General features: G+C 62.7%; 15 protein-coding genes. 2 read left to right on the top strand and 13 right to left on the bottom strand.

What is annotated here, in order from left to right; genetic code table 11:
• Positions 1-5: 5 nt before the first annotated feature.
• The 12 genes from ASC92_RS10845 to ASC92_RS28570 all read right to left on the bottom strand — a co-directional run bounded on the left by ASC92_RS10845 (position 6) and on the right by ASC92_RS28570 (position 12,501).
• A complete protein-coding gene (locus ASC92_RS10845; RefSeq protein ID WP_235505780.1) occupies positions 6-503 on the bottom strand; it encodes a CopG family transcriptional regulator in 498 nt (165 codons plus the stop codon).
• A complete protein-coding gene (locus ASC92_RS10840; protein ID WP_056514604.1) occupies positions 500-2,500 on the bottom strand; it encodes a conjugal transfer protein TraG in 2,001 nt (666 codons plus the stop codon). Before ASC92_RS10840 ends, ASC92_RS10845 begins: the two co-directional genes overlap by 4 nt.
• A gap of 261 nt (positions 2,501-2,761) precedes the next feature.
• A complete protein-coding gene (locus tag ASC92_RS10835; RefSeq protein WP_056514601.1) occupies positions 2,762-3,649 on the bottom strand; it encodes a LysR family transcriptional regulator in 888 nt (295 codons plus the stop codon).
• Positions 3,650-3,752: 103 nt separating this feature from the next.
• Positions 3,753-4,070 (bottom strand): aminotransferase class I/II-fold pyridoxal phosphate-dependent enzyme, encoded by a 318-nt coding sequence (locus ASC92_RS10830; RefSeq protein ID WP_056514598.1) that lies wholly within the window; start codon positions 4,068-4,070, stop codon positions 3,753-3,755.
• Positions 4,071-4,328: 258 nt separating this feature from the next.
• Positions 4,329-5,291: a Bug family tripartite tricarboxylate transporter substrate binding protein gene (locus ASC92_RS10825; protein ID WP_056514595.1), complete on the bottom strand. Its 963-nt coding sequence runs from the start codon at positions 5,289-5,291 to the stop codon at positions 4,329-4,331.
• A gap of 25 nt (positions 5,292-5,316) precedes the next feature.
• The gene (locus ASC92_RS10820) at positions 5,317-6,585 is read right to left on the bottom strand and encodes an FAD-dependent oxidoreductase (RefSeq protein WP_056514593.1); all 1,269 of its coding nucleotides are present in this window, start codon (positions 6,583-6,585) and stop codon (positions 5,317-5,319) included.
• An 81-nt stretch (positions 6,586-6,666) separates the two neighbouring features.
• Positions 6,667-8,367, bottom strand: a complete 1,701-nt coding sequence (locus tag ASC92_RS10815) for an FAD-dependent oxidoreductase (RefSeq protein ID WP_082519568.1) — start codon at positions 8,365-8,367, stop codon at positions 6,667-6,669.
• 117 nt (positions 8,368-8,484) lie between these two features.
• Positions 8,485-9,354 carry a shikimate dehydrogenase family protein gene (locus tag ASC92_RS10810; protein ID WP_056514585.1) on the bottom strand — a complete coding sequence of 290 codons (870 nt, stop codon included), beginning with the start codon at positions 9,352-9,354 and terminating at the stop codon, positions 8,485-8,487.
• A 43-nt stretch (positions 9,355-9,397) separates the two neighbouring features.
• Positions 9,398-10,381 (bottom strand): Bug family tripartite tricarboxylate transporter substrate binding protein, encoded by a 984-nt coding sequence (locus tag ASC92_RS10805; RefSeq protein WP_235505779.1) that lies wholly within the window; start codon positions 10,379-10,381, stop codon positions 9,398-9,400.
• 129 nt (positions 10,382-10,510) lie between these two features.
• Complete coding sequence (locus ASC92_RS10800) at positions 10,511-11,422, bottom strand: alpha/beta fold hydrolase (protein WP_056514579.1); 912 nt, start codon at positions 11,420-11,422, stop codon at positions 10,511-10,513.
• Between the two features lie 20 nt (positions 11,423-11,442).
• Entirely contained in the window at positions 11,443-12,243 is an 801-nt protein-coding gene (locus ASC92_RS10795) for an alpha/beta fold hydrolase (protein WP_082519567.1), read from the bottom strand.
• Between the two features lie 60 nt (positions 12,244-12,303).
• The gene (locus ASC92_RS28570) at positions 12,304-12,501 is read right to left on the bottom strand and encodes a hypothetical protein (protein ID WP_157609036.1); all 198 of its coding nucleotides are present in this window, start codon (positions 12,499-12,501) and stop codon (positions 12,304-12,306) included.
• 277 nt (positions 12,502-12,778) lie between these two features.
• Here ASC92_RS28570 and ASC92_RS10785 point away from each other — a divergent pair, with 277 nt between their 5' ends.
• Together ASC92_RS10785 and ASC92_RS10780 are read left to right on the top strand one after the other, a co-directional pair.
• Positions 12,779-13,744, top strand: coding sequence for a Bug family tripartite tricarboxylate transporter substrate binding protein (locus ASC92_RS10785; RefSeq protein WP_056514570.1), 966 nt, complete (start codon positions 12,779-12,781; stop codon positions 13,742-13,744).
• Between the two features lie 5 nt (positions 13,745-13,749).
• Positions 13,750-15,168 (top strand): MmgE/PrpD family protein, encoded by a 1,419-nt coding sequence (locus tag ASC92_RS10780; protein WP_162245719.1) that lies wholly within the window; start codon positions 13,750-13,752, stop codon positions 15,166-15,168.
• Between the two features lie 56 nt (positions 15,169-15,224).
• Here ASC92_RS10780 and ASC92_RS29260 read toward each other — a convergent pair.
• On the bottom strand, positions 15,225-15,468 hold a 244-nt coding region (locus tag ASC92_RS29260; RefSeq protein WP_414820406.1), incomplete at its 5' end, for an alpha/beta fold hydrolase.

Genomic DNA, 15,468 nt, shown 5'->3' with positions numbered 1-15,468 from the left:
CTTTGTCATGCCCGCGCGTCATGGGTGCTCCCTGGTTCTTGCTCGGTGTGAACGGCTTGCGAAGGTTGGCCAGGCGCGACTGACGGCCCGGTGGCCTCCGGCTCGATCTCCTCGTGGACCTCCCGCACCAGGCTGCGGCCGCGCTGGATGTGGCGGGCCAGTTGTTCGATGAACTGCGCGTAGCGGGCGCGGCCCTGGGCGCGCGCGGCGTCCTGATGGCCCTCGGGCACAGGGATCGACACCGTGAGGTAGTAGCGAACGTAGAGCGCCAGCGTCTCGATCAGGATGGCCTGATCGCGCTCGAGCCGGTCGAACTGGCGCGAGAGCCGGTCCAGGCGCTTGGCCATCGCGGCTTCGCGCTGGTCGCCGCCGTCGGGCGAGAGGAACGAAGCCAGTGCCGCGGCGATGACCGCCGACTTCGACACCCCACGGTGCGCGGCCAGGTCCTCGAGCCGCTTCGCATGCTCCGGCTCGATGAAGATGTTCAGGCGGGTCCGGCTCATAGCGCGATCCCGTCGTCAGGGTCCAATGCGGCCAGCCGTGCGGTGCGCATGAGCTGGCGGTCCACGTCCTGCGGCCGCAGCGGCACATCGTCCTCGTCGTCGAGTACCAGCAGATCACCCGCGTCCGGTTCGTGGACCTCGACCGGAGCAATGTCGAGTTCGGGCTTGAGCTGGTGCCCGCCTTCGTCGGCGAAGCCGCCCGCCTCGCCCACCGTCGATGCGCCAGGTGGCACCAGCGGAGCCAGCCCGCTCCAGTCGTCCGGCCGCATCGCAGGACGATCGGCATACGCCCCGGCCACCAGCGTCGGCGCCTTCACCACCCGTCGTGTGAAATTGCGGTCCAGGTAGTAGCGCAGCTTCTTCGCCTTGATCGGCGGATGGCCGGAGACCATCACCACTTCGTCCTCCGGCGGCAACTGCATCACCTCTCCGGGCGTGAGCAGCGGCCGTGCGGTCTCCTGGCGCGACACCATCAGGTGGCCAAGCCAGGGCGAGAGCCGGTGGCCCGCGTAGTTGCGCTGTGCGCGCAGCTCGGTGGCAGTGCCCAAGGCCTCCGAGATCCGTTTGGCCGTGCGCTCGTCGTTGGTCGCGAACGCGATGCGGACATGGCAGTTGTCGAGGATCGAGTGGTTAGGGCCGTAGGCCTTGTCGATCTGGTTCAGGGACTGCGCGATCAGGAAGGCACGCAGCCCGTAGCCGGCCATGAAGGCCAGCGCCGATTCGAAGAAGTCCAGCCGGCCCAGCGCCGGGAACTCGTCGAGCATCAGCAGCAACTTGTGGCGGCGCGCGATTCCATCCGAACCGTCGAGCGATTCGGTGAGGCGGCGGCCGATCTGGTTGAGGATCAGCCGGATCAACGGCTTTGTGCGGCTGATGTCGGAAGGCGGCACGACCAGGTACAGCGACACCGAATGCTCGGCCGAGATCAGGTCCGCGATGCGCCAGTCGCAGCGCGACGTGACTGCGGCCACCGTGGGGTCGCGGTACAGGCCGAGAAACGACATGGCGGTGGACAGCACACCCGAGCGCTCGTTCTCGCTCTTGTTGAGGACTTCGCGCGCAGCAGAAGCCACCACCGGATGGACTTCGTCCGCCAAATGCCGTGTGGTCATCATGCGGTGCAGCGTGACCTCGAACGGACACGCGGGGTCGGACAGGAAATTGGCGACGCCGCGCAGCGTCTTGTCCCCGCCGGCATAGAGTACGTGCAGGATGGCACCTACCAAGAGCGCGTGCGACGTCTTCTCCCAGTGGTTGCGCCGCTCCAATGCCCCTTCAGGATCGACCAAGATGTCAGCGATGTTCTGCACGTCGCGCACTTCATGGGCGCCGCGCCGCACTTCAAGCAATGGGTTGTAGGCTGCCGACTTCGGGTCGGTGGGGTTGAACAGCAAACAGTGCGAGAAACGTGCGCGCCAACCGGCCGTGAGGTTCCAGTTCTCGCCCTTGATGTCGTGGATCACGGCCGAGCCCGGCCAGGAGAGCAGCGTCGGCACCACGAGCCCAACGCCTTTGCCCGAGCGCGTCGGCGCGAAGGCCATCACGTGCTCCGGGCCTTCATGGCGCAGGTAGGCGCTGTCCTTGCCGGTGGTCTTGCCGAGGAATACCCCGGCCGGGTTCGTCAGGCCGGCCTTCGCGATCTCGTCGTGCCCGGCCCAACGGGCGGAGCCATAGGTCGTGACCTGCTTGGCCAGCCGCGCGCGCCACACCGCCATCGTGATGGCTGCACCCGTGGCGAGCATCCCGCTCGATGCGGCAATGATCCCGCCGCGCTCGAAGACATGGGGCGCATAGGCATCGTAGAAGTACCACCATTCGAACAGCTTCCAGGGCTCGTAGATCGGCACGCCGGAGAGGTCGAACCAGGCGGGGCCGAGTCGCGCCTGGTAGCCCAGCGCGTGCGCCGTCCACTGCGTGGCTGCCCACACGCCTCCCACGGCGACGCCAAGCACCACGGCGATCTGTTCGAACAAGATGCCCGTTGCTGACCCTGGCATGAGCCGCCTCCTTTGCGTGTACGTTGATTCAGTGCGCGCGAACTGATTCGGCACGCAGGCATGAGTCTGGAATCAAGCCGCCGCGCGGCACACCCGCAGGGGCGTGCTGCGGCGTACGCTGGCGGGATAGCTGGCTGAGGGCTTGTGGGGCTGAAGGTGCGAGCCTTCAGGGTGTCACGCGGGAAGTCTTGCAGTTGAGGGTTGCAACGTCAAAAGCTTTTGACGCAGCGCAACGCGCGCCTCTGGCAGACGCCGTAACGCTCAACGCAAAGTTGTGGCGTGTGTGAGAAATCTTTGCAGCGATTCGGGCATGCGGCCACGTTGATGCTTGTGCAGCACGTAGGTGGTGATGTGAACCTGCTCGGCGAGGGGCACCACCACGATGTCCTTTCGTTGCATTGCCAGCATGTGATCGGCATCGGCCACGCCAACACCTTGCCCCACGGCCACACGGGTCAGGTAGCCGGGCAATGTCCGCGCCTCGCCAGCGATCGTCGGAAACAGGGCATGCTTCTGCAGAATCGACGTCATCTGTCGATACAGCCCGGGGTGAAAATCCTCCGTGCAGGCAATTGCGGGAAAGGAGAGAAGTTCGGACAACGACACCAACTCGCGACCTGCAAGCTCATGCTCCGCCGAGAGGATCGCCACCAGAGTGCTGCCCCACGCTGGATGCTGCGCTAAGGCCTTGTCATCCGGCAGACCGAAAGATAAACCAGCATCAACCTCCTCGCTGCGCAAGGCCGCGTGCAGTTCCGTCGCGCGCATCTCGGTGAGTTCCACAGGGATATCGGAAGCGATCAACCTCCAGCGAGCCAGGCAATCGGCCAGCCTGGGCTGTACCGTGGCCTCATCGACGCCGATCCGCAGAGGTTCCCGATGGCGAATGTCGGTCGCACACACCGCGCGCTTGGTGCGCTCCAGACGAACAAGGAGCTTGCGGGCATGATCGAGTAGCTTGACTCCGGCCGGTGTTAACTGAAGCTTGCGCGGTGTTCGGACAAAGAGGGTAACGCCCCACTTTTCCTCCAGATCCCGGACGGTGCGCGCCAGCGGACTCTGGTCGATGTGGATGCGCTCGGCGGCCTTTCGAAAGCTGAGTTCCTCCGCGACTGCGATGAAGTAGCGTAGATGGCGAAGCTCAATCATTCTTGCGGCGATGGTGCGGAAACAAATAAATAACACCTAGGCAGGGCCTATCGGCGCCGCATGCGCGCACGTCCAGCACAAATGCGGAAGTCCCAATAAGGCATCAAGTGGCAAGTTCGACACGCATCGCCTGAAGCAGCCGCTCCACTTCGACCTCGGTGCCCACGCTGATTCGCACCCACTCCGGTAGGCCATACGCATCGACAGGCCGGATGATGAGGCCGTGCTTTTCCAGCGCGCGCGACAACGCCGCGCCCTGCCCCGTCTTGGCGAGAACGAAATTAGTGTGCGACTCGAGACTTTGAATTTCAAGACCCGTCAGGCCCTTCACCAGCAGCCCGCGAACGCGCTCGTTTATCTCGTTGGTGCGAGATAGAAAATCCTGGTCTTCCAATGCCGCGATCGCAGCCACCTGGGCCATGTGCGTCACCGTTCATCTGGACCGCGCGCGCATCCGACATCCTGGCCGAAGTGACACGGGCTAAGGCCGCTTTCACAGCCAACGCGGGATAAGTACTGAACAGCGTGGCGCACCGCACTAGCATCTTCTTCGCATTTTTTTACGGCGGCAGATTTTCGACTACAACCTTTCAACGCCATGTTGGGTGTTTTGTTGCGGGCAACTGCAAACCCTACCCGGCGAACTTTCCAGATGTTTGCATGACGCCCTCTTTAGATTTCAGTCGATGCTGATTCCGACCTTCTTGATGATGGTGCCCCACTTGATGCTCTCCTTCGCAATGAAGATCTTGAACTCATCGGGCGAGCCACCGCCAATGACCAATCCCTGCCTGGCAAAGGCTTCGCGCACCTCCTTGTCCTTCATCACCTCGTTGACGTCTGCACTGATTCGGCGCACCACATCGGGTGGCGTGCCGGCTGGGGTGAAGATGCCGTTCCAGGCGATCGCTTCGAATCCGGGGTAGCCCGACTCAGCGACCGTCGGCAGGTCTTTCATGGTCTCAGTGCGCGTCAGACTCGTCGCCGCCAACAGGCGGATGCGTCCTCCCTGAATTAATGGCAAAAGAGCCGGTGCCACGGTGAACAGCGCCTGCGTTTCTTCAGATGCAACCGAAATACCGGCAGGTGGCGAGCCAGAGAACGGGACATGTGTCGCGTCGAAGGCAGCAGTGCTCTTGAACAACTCCATGGTCAAGTGGGAGGAACTGCCGGCGCCGACTGAGGCGTAGTTGATCTTGTTGCCCTGCTTCTTTGCCCATGAGACAAATTCGGGCAAGCTCTTGGCGGGGTGACTCGCGGCCACCGCCAATACGTTGGGCTGTGATGAGGTGAGCACGACGGGCAACAGGTCCTTGGCCGGGTCGTATGCCATCTTCTTGTACATGTACGGGGCAAAGGCAATCGGCCCGTTGAAGCCGATGCCGAGCGTATAGCCATCGGCAGGGGCCTTGGCAACAGTGGTCATGCCCAGCATGCCGCCAGCACCTGCCTTGTTGTCCACGAGCACTGGCTGCTTCCAGCGTTCACGCAGCTTTTCACCCAGGGTGCGAGCGATGAAGTCGAGCGAGCTGCCGGCCGGAGTCGGCACAACCAGCTTGACTGGCTTGGTGGGCCAGCTCTGGGCCGAGGCCGCCAAGCCAAAGCGCAACCTGCAAGCAGGGCTAAGATTTTCTTCATTCATGTCTCCAGGAAGTTTTCGTGATTCGCTAGACGATGGCGCCCTGCGCGTTGAGCACAGCTCGAACGGCAGCTGCGTCAGGCACCGCGCCCTGTGCAGATTGCAGGGCAGCCGAAACACCCGCTGCATGTCCAGTGGCAAAGGCGGTCCCCATCACTCTGGTAGACCCGTAGGCCTTTGCATCGGCGCCCGTCACCCGGCCGGCAAGGCGCAAGTTGCCGATGGTCTCGGCCTGAATGGCCGAGTACGAGATATCGAAGAATCCCTCGCCGCCAATGGGCAGATATATCGCCCGGCCAGGTGCTTCATGCACTTCCATAGGCCAGCAACCCCGTGCGATGCCATCGTCCCTGCGACGGCCGTCACTGCCGTCGTCCGCAGTGACGTCGCCGATCGAGCGCGGGCGCCGCGTTTCTCGAATGCCGAGTTGCGGCCCGGTAGCCATGATGAAAGCCTTGTCGAATCCGGGCAATTCGCGCAGGTAGGGCAGGAAATCCCAGGCCTGTCGTCGAGCCGCCATCTCGGCACGCGCAAGCTCGGCACCTTCGAGGCCTAGCGTCATCAGATCGACGCCCATCCACCAGACGCCCTCGGAACCAGGAAGGCGAACCAGGATGCCGCCGTCATCGCGGGCCAGAGGTATGGTCGCTTTGGCGTTGTAGCGCGCCACAATGCCCGCCAACAAGCGAGCTTCGATCATGACGTCCAAGGGCACACCGCCCACGTGAACCGGCAACGACGCAGGCTGAAGGTGCGCGCCTAAACCGCCGGTCAAGGAGAAGGTCGCGCTGGCGAAAGCCGAGAGACTGGCTTCGCCGCTTGCATCGACAAATGCGGCTGCTTCGACATCGTGAAGCCCGGCGTGGTCGGCCAGGCGCACACTCTTGATACGACCGCCTTCCGTCTCGGCGGACACCAGCCTTGTATGAAAGCGAAGGTCGAGATTGGGTGAATCGACCAGGTTATCAAAAGCGAACTTCACGGCCTCGACGTCAAGCATGACCAGCCAATTGCCACTTTTGCTGCGCGCCGGAGAGGGATCGATGCCAAGGCGCTGCAGTTCGAGTAGAAGCTCCCAGCCAACGCCCCCAACAGCCCGCGACGGCTTGGTGCCCGCGACATAGAAGCCGCAGTAGCTCAACACCAACGAATTCGTCGCTGCACCACCCAGGAAGCCGTAGCGCTCCACCAGCAGTGTTTTCGCGCCCTGACGTGCCGAGCCCAAGGCCGCAGCGACACCGGCCGCCCCCCCACCAACGACGACGACGTCATAGCGCTCAATGTCACGATTCATCATGTGTGATTTCCGGTAGTCGATGAGCGGCGCACAGTCTTGCCACAGGAGACAGGCACGGCGGGACGGAAGAAGCAGGTCTACTCATGAACACAAGTCCTCCACCGCTCGCCATGCGAACGTCATTCCCGGCCCCAAGGTAGTGCCAGGCCCCGGATAGGCGCCTTGCATCATCGAAGCCATGTCGTTACCACAGGCGTAAAGCCCGGGTATCGGATGCGATGACTGGTTGAGAACCCGAGCTCTATCGTCCGTTGCCAGACCCGCGCTGGTGCCGAGATCGGCCACGGTCAGTTCGACAGCGCACAGGTCGCTCAGGTCGAGCGCACGCAAGCAGGGATTGGGGCCGTGCAGCAGCGCATCGCCGTTGTGACGATTGAGTGCTGACTCCCCGCGATGGAAGTCTGGATCCACGCCATTTCCCGCGTTCTCGTTGTACCGAGCCAGCGTCTGCTCGAGTGTGAGACCGTCGACCGACAGTTGCGTGGCCAGCGCCCGAGGTGAATTGGCCCGTATGAGGTAGTCGCATTCCGTGAAGCGCCGAGCTGGCCGCGCAGTCGGACGGATCATTCCCATGCCATAGCGCTGCACGAAGGCCATGTCGGCGATCAGGAAGAACCGGTCGTTGTCGTTGTCGGCCGCTCGTGCGAGCATGGCCTCGCAGAAATGATGATAGGAGTTGGCTTCGTTGGTGAAGCGTTGCCCACTGGCGTCAACAGCCAGGGAACCCGGCTTCGCGCGATCGAGCGCGATGTGCGGAAAGTGCGCGACGCTGCCATCAGTCCGTCGCATCGTCGACACGGGCATCCAGAAAGCATTGCCCCCGTGATCTGCCTCGACGGCTGCGTTGAGGCTCAATCCCAGTTCAATCCCACCACCGTCGTTGCCAGCATGCGCAACCGTGCGTTTAACAGCTGGCCTGGGTAGCCACTTCTTTCGCAGTTCTGCATTCCCGGAAAACCCGCCGGCAGCAAGGATCACACCCTTGCCCGCGCGCACCGAAACGTCGCCCGAACCTGTTTGCAAGCGGGCCTTAAACCCCACTGCACTGCGAGACAGTTGTGCGACACGCGTCTCGAATGCAAACGAAACGCCCCTTTTCAGAGCGCTTGAGAAAAGCTGCGCGACCAGAGCATTACCCATCACCAATCGCGTACCGCGACGGCCTGCGACACGATCGGCCGCATAGCGCAGGCCAAGTTTCAGCGCGTGCATCAGCGCTTTCGGTTCGCGATGCGCGGCGAGCAACAGCGGAATGTCAGCCTTGGAAACCATCATTCCACCGAACACCATAAATTCAGGCATCGGAGCCCGAATGCGCGAGAAGTCGTTGCCCAGAAGGCGCCCGTCAAATTCGCGCGGCGCGAAGGCGCGGCCGCCCAGCGAAGAACCATTTAGGTGCTGGAGGTAGTCGGGATGAGCAGCAACTTGATCCAGCTTGACCTCAGTAAAGTCATTCAGGAACGCCAGTAGATCGGCCCCGGACTCAAGCAAGGCATCAATCTTTCTGATGTCGGCCTTCGAACCGATGCTTTCCAGCAAGTAGGTGCGGGCCTCCGATCGAAGCTTCTGAACCTCAGCCGCATCTGCACCGCCCAAAGCGCCCGGCAACCACAACGTGCCCGCCGAGGTGGCTGTGGTGCCACCAACTTGATCGGTGGCTTCAACGACCAGCACCGTGAATCCTTTTGCACGGCAAGCAAGCGCTGCGGTCATGCCAGCGGCACCAGCGCCGACGACCAATGCGTCGACTTCCTCGGGCAGGGCCGGACTAAGAGATTGCATTTTTTTCACTTTGAAGCTCTGTTTGTATGCCCTGCTCGCGTGGCACAAGGCAAGCGACGATCCAATCGCCAGTTGCGTGCCACGCTGACCACGGCTTCCGCTTACAACCTTTCATCGTCACGATGCGGCAGGCGCCTGAGTCGGCTGAAGAAGACGTTCCGGATCGACTGCAGGCATCACGCCCATGAATCCGCCCAGGAACTCGAGCTGCGCCTTCGCCATCTCGGCGCCTTTCTGAATTCGGCAACCTTTGGCCTTTGCTAAAGCAAGTAAGGGGGTGATGTCCGGCGACGTCACGACATCGGCGACCAGCGCGCCGGGAGAAAGCGTGTCAAGCAGAGCCGCTGGCAATGGCAAGCCGGGTTCGCTGGCTGCGTCGAGGGCCGTGGCCATGCCGATGGGCGTGGCATTCACAACGAGATCCAGTGAAGCAAGCGAGTCGCAGCTCAACAAGATTTCTACATTTGGGAAATGTTCCCGGAGCATGGTCGCGAGTGCACTCAGACGATCGGGGTTGACATCCATCAGCCGGAGCTGCGCGACGCCGGTTTCACACAAGGCGAATGCAATCGCGCTTCCCACGCCCCCAGCGCCGATCACCAGAGCCTTTCGTCCGGGGCTGGAAAAGCCATGCCCACCTGCCGCGCCAAGGAAGCCAAAGCCATCGACCATGTCTCCTGTGAGCGTGCCGTTTGCATCGCGGCGAATAACATTCGCTGCACCGAGCGCTTCTGCACGCGGCGTGAGCACATCGCACAGCTTTGCGAATACCTGCTTATGTGGCACCGTCACCACCACGCCGCGAAGGTTCTGCCACCCGCGGGCGGCTTCTGCGAATGCTCCCACGCGCTCAGCGGCGAGGTCGATGGCGATCATTGCGGTGTCCTGACCTCTCGACTCGAACCACTGGTTGAAGTTTTGTGGCGACTTCACTTGTCTAATAGGCGCACCAGCGATGACGACGATCTCGGTCGTTCCGGAAATCATGTTCGGTCCTTGTAGTTGCTAAGAATTGGGGAAAGGCGACCGACTAATCGAGCACAATGTTGGCGCGCTTGATGATCAAGTTGTGTCGTTTCGCCTCGGAGGTGACGAAGACCGCGGTCTGTTCGCGGCTCAAAGAAAGCGGCACGTAGCCAAAAGTGGCGTAGCGTTCTGCGACGTCCAACCCCGCCAGAGCCTCAGCGACGTCGCCGCGAATCTTTTCCTGTATTTGGAGCGGCAGCCCCTTCGGTGCGGCAATGACGTTCCATCCGCTGACTTCGAAATCCTTGGGTCCGCCAGCCTCTGCAACAGTCTGCACATCGGGGTAGGCAGCCAGACGTTGCGGCGCTGCTACTGCTAGAAAGCGCACCTTGCCTGCCTTGTACAGTGGACCCGTCGTACCAGCCGTTCCCATGGTGACCGGCAGTTCGCCGGTGGCAACAGATGTGTAGAGCTGGGACGTTTCCTTGTACACGACGTGCTGGAGCTTGGTTCCAGTCAGAGCTTGGAAGTCTTCCATCCCTAGATGAACCGGATTTCCAATGGACCATGAACCGTAGTCCAGCTTTCCAGGGTTGGCTTTGGCATCGGCTGTGAAATCGCCGAGAGACTTGTACTTGCTCTGGGTGGGCACGACCACCATCATGTAAGCCTTGAATAATGTGGCCTGCACGTCGAAGTCGTTGTTCGCGTCGTATGGCAGCTTCTTGAACATGAACGGATAAGCTACCAAGTGAACGCTGTCCAACTGGATCAGGTCGTGTCCGTCCTTGGCGCCGCGCTTGAACGCATCGATGGCGATGAACCCGTTGGCGCCCGGGCGATTCTCCACAACCACGGGTTGGCCCCACTTTCGCGCCAGCTTGTCGGCCAGCACGCGCGAGATCGCGTCGGGCCCGCCACCGGTTGGGTATGGTGAAATCAGGCGCACGGTGCGCACGGGCCAGGTGGCGGCCGTTTGGGCTATGGTGCCGCCGGCCGCCATCAGGGACAGACCGAGCACAGCGGCGCAGCGCAGGATTGATGTCATCGCGGAGGGTCTCATCGGATGGGGGTAACGGTGGGATCAAGTCGGGTTAAGGCGTCTTCGCGGGCGGCAACTCGATCAGTGGCGCGCTTGGATGGTCGGTAGCTACGGCGGCCGGGCCTTTTCCGGCAACTACAGTGCATCGATCCAGGTGGTCACGGCGGCGTTCAATGCATCCGGCTGGTCCTGCTGGATCCAGTGCCCCGTATTGGCCCAAAATTCGACTTTCGACTTCGGATTCGAGAACCAAGGGCGCATAGCCGTCGCTTGATCTGGAGTGCGACAGAGGTGATAAAACGGCAGCGTTAAGCTTCTGCAGAAAGTTTCGCTGGCCACCCCGACGCCCACCTGCCCGGGGCCCAGGAACAGGGGGCCGACCGATTCGCGCACGGCTTGCGGCGACATGCCCTGGAGACGCCTTGCATGCCATCGCTTGAAAGCCGCAGCGGTTGAAGCGTCGTAGAGTGAGTCAAACTGAGCCGGGCCGACAATTGCTAGATCGCCGGTTTGTAACGCGCTTACGCCCTGCTGGAGTACCGAGCCAAAAGCCTCGGGGAAACCAAGTGAGCCGTCGACCGAAATCACCGCGCTCACCACGTCGGGTCTCTGGGCCGCGAGACGCGCGGCGACTTGTCCCCCCATGGAATGCCCCATCAGGATGAACTTCTGGCCAGCATACCGGGTCGAGATCAGCGACTCGATGTCGGCCACGTAGTCAGAAGGCATGTATGCGCCTGAGGGCATCACCTCGGACCTCCCATGCCCACGCAAGTCAACCGCGACAACGCGGTATTTGCTCTCGAGCACAGGCAACTGCCAGCTCCAGTCGTGCGAGTCGCAAGTCCAGCCATGCAGCAGCATGAGGTTTTTGCCCGCGCCCACTTCAGTAGAGAACAGACGGGCGAGCGGCGTCGTTGCTGCTGCCGCCGTTGCTGTTGTTGCTGATGCTGATGCACCGCCGCAACCCGCACCCAGTGTGGCCGCAGCGGCCCCCGCGACTGCCAGCAGGCCACGTCGCGACAGATCGATTTGGTTGGTCTTCATTTGTGTCTCCGTGCGCCGACTCACGCGGCGATTTCTTGCAGCAGGCGCGTCAACGCCTCGGGTGCGGTCACCATTGCGTTGTGGCCAGTTGCCAGTGTGCGAACCGACCACGACGGGTCTTGTCGTACGCGGACCTTGGTCGGCTCCAACGTCGCAATCGGGTCTCCGGTGCAGTCGATGTAGGTGCGCTTTAAGCCGTTGCCTGCCGGTGACTGCAAGAGCAGTGGCTGGAGGTAGGTGCCCACCGGCTGGGGCGTCAGCCGTGCGGCCACCCACTTCGCATCTTCGGGGTCCTTCACGCCGAAGGCGGCAGGCGGCAGCGCAGGGGCGGCGCCCACGCCACCACCGGTTTCTCGAATTGCCTTCAGCCGTTGCTGCACCACTTCTTTGGGAAAGCTCGAGAACAGGCTCTTGCCAGGTTCCAGCAAGAGAGAGTCGAGGAAAACCAATTGCCGCAGCCGCTCGGGCATGCGGTCGGCCACGCCGGTGATCATGATGCCGCCGTAGCTGTGACCCACCAGAACCACGTCCCGTAAGTCCTCGAATTCCAGCAAGTTCACTACATCCTCGACGTGGGTGTCGAGATTGACTTGAGGCGAGATGAGATGCCGCCGCTCGCCGAGGCCGGTCAGCGTCGGCGTGTGCACCGTGTGCCCTGCGGCACGCAGTCGTGTGGCCACTCGTGACCAGCACCATCCGCCGTGCCATGCCCCATGCACCAGCACGAAGGTGCGCAACGGGCCGGCGGCTAGTGCCTTCTGTCCTGAAGCCAAGGCAAGTACGGGAAGGGCGGCGCCCGCGATCAAGTTTCTGCGTTTCATCTCGTCTCCTCAGTTATGCGTCGATGTTTCATCTGATCTCCTCAGTTCGGGCGCTTGGGACTACTGCACCGTGATGTGGTTCTTTTCGATCACGGTGCACCACCGGAGCACGTCATTCCGTATCTGGGCGGAGAATTCCTCTGGTGAGTTGGTCCCGACGGGCAGGCCGGCCCTTGGGAGGGCAGCATTCGCGGCCTGCACGATGGAAAGGAAAAGGGCAGACAGCATGCAGGCGATACCGACGATCGAATTTTTCACGATGGCTCCGATAGGTTGGGTCCTAATCTAGTGAGAGCGCGTGCTCAAAGCCAATGAAGATGGTTCGAGGTCACCATAAGCCGCCGTTATCGTGTACTCGGGCAAGCTTGAACGGATGGGCAAGGCGTACGCGAGTTCCTGCTGGAAAGTTGGCCGTCCGGTACCCGGCTGTTGCCGCACCATAAATTGCGCTTATGCGTGGCTGCAGCGATCTTCGTTGTCCCTAAGGGCGGCGGCGGCCTAGAGTGGGTTCCCTTGCTTAGGAACTTCGACCGCCATGCACAGATTTATCACCCGCTTCGGCGCCTGCCTTGCCTGCGTCGCTTTTGCCGGCGTCACCCACGCGCAGGCCTATCCGGATCGTCCGGTCCGTTTTATCGTGCCCTTCGCCGCTGGCGGCACGACCGACTTGGTTGCGCGCATCGTCGCTAACGGTGTTTCTCGCATCCTCGGTCAGCCCGTGCTGGTGGAGAACAAGGGGGGCGCCGGCGGCAGCATCGGGACCGATGTGGTGGCCAAGGCGGCGCCGGACGGCTATACGCTAGGGGTGGTCGGCAACAGCTTCACAGTGAACCCCAGTCTGTACAGCCGCCTGCCCTACAAGCAATCTGACCTGGTGCCGGTCGCCTTGCTTGCTGAGGTGCCGTTCGTGCTGGAAACCGGCCCGAACTCGTCGATCAATGACCTGCCCGCGCTGCTCGCACAGGCCAGGGCGAACCCCGGCAAGATGACATACGCGTCCGGCGGGGCGGGCACCATCGGTCACCTGGGCATGCATTGGTTCTCCGACATGGCCAAGATTTCCATGGTGCACGTGCCCTATCGCGGCGGGGCCCCCGCGGTGGCTGATGTCATGGGTGGTCAGGTTCACCTGTTTCTCGACACCATGACAGTGGCTACGCCGCTGATCGCCGCCCAGAAGGTGCGCGCACTTATGGTGACATCGAAGACTCGCATCTCGGGCGCGCCCGGCGTTCCCACTGCGGCTGAACTCGGCTTCCCTGACTTCACCATTTCGGCCTGGATCGGCATGGTCGCGCCTGCGGGGACGCCTCAGCCGGTGCTGGACCGCATCAATTCAGCGGTCAACAAGTCGCTGCAGTCCGAAGAGGTTAAGAAGACGTTGGCCGGCATCGGAGCGCAGTCCCTCCAGGGCACACAAGCGGCTGCGACGTCTTTTATAAAGTCTGAGGAGACGCGATGGAGCTCGGTGGTCCGCACCTCGGGCGCCAAGGTGGACTGAGCGGCATGGCGACGCCAATCCCGACCGGCGCCGACCTAGGCATCTTCCGTGCCTTGGCCGACCATGCCTGCGGCATGCAGTTTGCGGACCTTTCGCCCGCCGTGCTGCAGCGAGCCAACCTGTGCGTGATGGACTTGCTGGCTTCCACGTATGCGGCTCTACCCGGGCGCGGCGCGCAAGCGCTGAGCGCCTATGCCTCGGCAGTCAACCCGGCGCCGCAGGCGACCTTGTGGGGCCGCTCGCTGAGGGTTGGTGCCATCGAGGCTGCCACGGTCAATGGAGCCACAGCCTACGAGGTGGAGTACGACGACGGCAATACGCTTGGCGGCCATTGGGGTAGCAGCAGCATTCCAGCCATCCTCGCGCTGGCCGAGCGCGATGGCGCGAGCGCCCAGCAGGTACTTGTCGCCATCGTCGCCGCGTACGAGGTGGGCGACCGCATTAGCCAGCCGTTTTCCCGAGGCTTGTTGGCGCGCGGCGTGCACTACCCCGGCGGCATGGGCGGCGTCGCCGCGACGGTGGGGGCGGGACGGATGATGGGCCTCGATGCCCAGTGCCTGGCAGCCGCGCTCGGTTTCACCTGTCTACTGCCCGTGGCGCCGTACTTCCCTGGCTACGAAGGCTCGGATGCCAAGAACCTGTACTCGGGCTGGCCCAACCACTGCGGGCTCCATTTCGCTGCGCTGGCCCAGGCGGGTTACCGCGGGTCGCCGCAGCTGCTGGAGGGGCGCGACGGCCTGGCCCACGTGTTCGGCTGGCAGGGAAGCGGCGAGGAACTGCGGAACAGAGTGCTAGAAGGGCTTGGTACGCGTCATGCCATTCTCAACACCTACTTCAAACCCTATCCTTGCTGCCGCTGGATCCATGCACCGGTGCGAGCGCTGCTGGACCTGGTGGATGCGCATTCCATCTTGGCGGCGGACATCGCCGCGATCGAGGTGGCAGCGCCAGCATTTGTCGGCCGAATGTACTTCGACGCCGGGCCGTTTCGGAATGCTACCCAGGCCCGCTACAGCGTTCCCTACGCCTTGGGCGCGGCAGCGTTGCATGGCCGCCTCGGCCAGTCGCAGTTCGAGACGCGAGTGTTGGGTGATGCCGCGGTGCAAGCCCTTGCGGCGCGGGTGCACTTCGCCCCGGACGCCGACCTTGAGCAGGCCTTTCCGACTGCCTTCAATGCCAGGGTAAGCGTGACCGCGCGGGATGGGACGGTACACGGGGGCCAGAGCGCGTTGCCTTGGGGTCCGCAGGCGCCTCCGGGGTTTGCGGACTTGGCCGGCAAGTTCCACAGGATCATGGCGCCCCTCTGCGGCGACGCCATCGTAGACGAGTGGACGGGCTATTTCGAGGCGGGGATGCAGGCCGACGCCGACTTGTACGGCTTCTTCAGCTTGTTGCGCCGATCCGTGGTGCGCTCGCATGCCTAGTGCCATCCGGGCTAGCCTATTGGCATGGATTATCCCGGAGATCACGAACAGTCGCGTTAGGTTGCGAGAAACTTCAGCAGGAGGACATTGACCTCTTCCGGCGCTTCCATGTTGGACATGTGCCCAACTCCCGGAAGCACAACCTTGCGAGCGCCCCTAACCTCCTTCGCCAGGATCTCTGTCATGGCATGAACATCGTCGGTAATAGTCCGCTCGAGGCCGTGGTTGACGGCTGGGTGGTTTAAGGCGTGATGTCGGTGACGTGTTGAAGCAGAGCGAACGCCACGCGCCATGCGCGGC

The organism is Variovorax sp. Root411, assembly GCF_001425205.1.
GTDB lineage: Bacteria > Pseudomonadota > Gammaproteobacteria > Burkholderiales > Burkholderiaceae_C > Variovorax.
The sequence above is the reverse complement of the archived record's forward strand: the minus strand, read 5'-3'. Positions and strand labels throughout refer to the sequence as shown.

Coding starts and splice junctions, on each gene's coding strand:
- ASC92_RS10795 (WP_082519567.1), bottom strand. CDS start 12,243: ATGAAACGCAGAAACTTGATCGCGGGCGCCGCCCTTCCCGTACTTGCC.
- ASC92_RS10800 (WP_056514579.1), bottom strand. CDS start 11,422: ATGAAGACCAACCAAATCGATCTGTCGCGACGTGGCCTGCTGGCAGTC.
- ASC92_RS10840 (WP_056514604.1), bottom strand. CDS start 2,500: ATGCCAGGGTCAGCAACGGGCATCTTGTTCGAACAGATCGCCGTGGTG.
- ASC92_RS10820 (WP_056514593.1), bottom strand. CDS start 6,585: ATGATGAATCGTGACATTGAGCGCTATGACGTCGTCGTCGTTGGTGGG.
- ASC92_RS10815 (WP_082519568.1), bottom strand. CDS start 8,367: ATGCAATCTCTTAGTCCGGCCCTGCCCGAGGAAGTCGACGCATTGGTC.
- ASC92_RS10805 (WP_235505779.1), bottom strand. CDS start 10,381: ATGACATCAATCCTGCGCTGCGCCGCTGTGCTCGGTCTGTCCCTGATG.
- ASC92_RS10845 (WP_235505780.1), bottom strand. CDS start 503: ATGAGCCGGACCCGCCTGAACATCTTCATCGAGCCGGAGCATGCGAAG.
- ASC92_RS10825 (WP_056514595.1), bottom strand. CDS start 5,291: ATGAATGAAGAAAATCTTAGCCCTGCTTGCAGGTTGCGCTTTGGCTTG.
- ASC92_RS10810 (WP_056514585.1), bottom strand. CDS start 9,354: ATGATTTCCGGAACGACCGAGATCGTCGTCATCGCTGGTGCGCCTATT.
- ASC92_RS10785 (WP_056514570.1), top strand. CDS start 12,779: ATGCACAGATTTATCACCCGCTTCGGCGCCTGCCTTGCCTGCGTCGCT.
- ASC92_RS10830 (WP_056514598.1), bottom strand. CDS start 4,070: ATGGCCCAGGTGGCTGCGATCGCGGCATTGGAAGACCAGGATTTTCTA.
- ASC92_RS10835 (WP_056514601.1), bottom strand. CDS start 3,649: ATGATTGAGCTTCGCCATCTACGCTACTTCATCGCAGTCGCGGAGGAA.
- ASC92_RS10780 (WP_162245719.1), top strand. CDS start 13,750: ATGGCGACGCCAATCCCGACCGGCGCCGACCTAGGCATCTTCCGTGCC.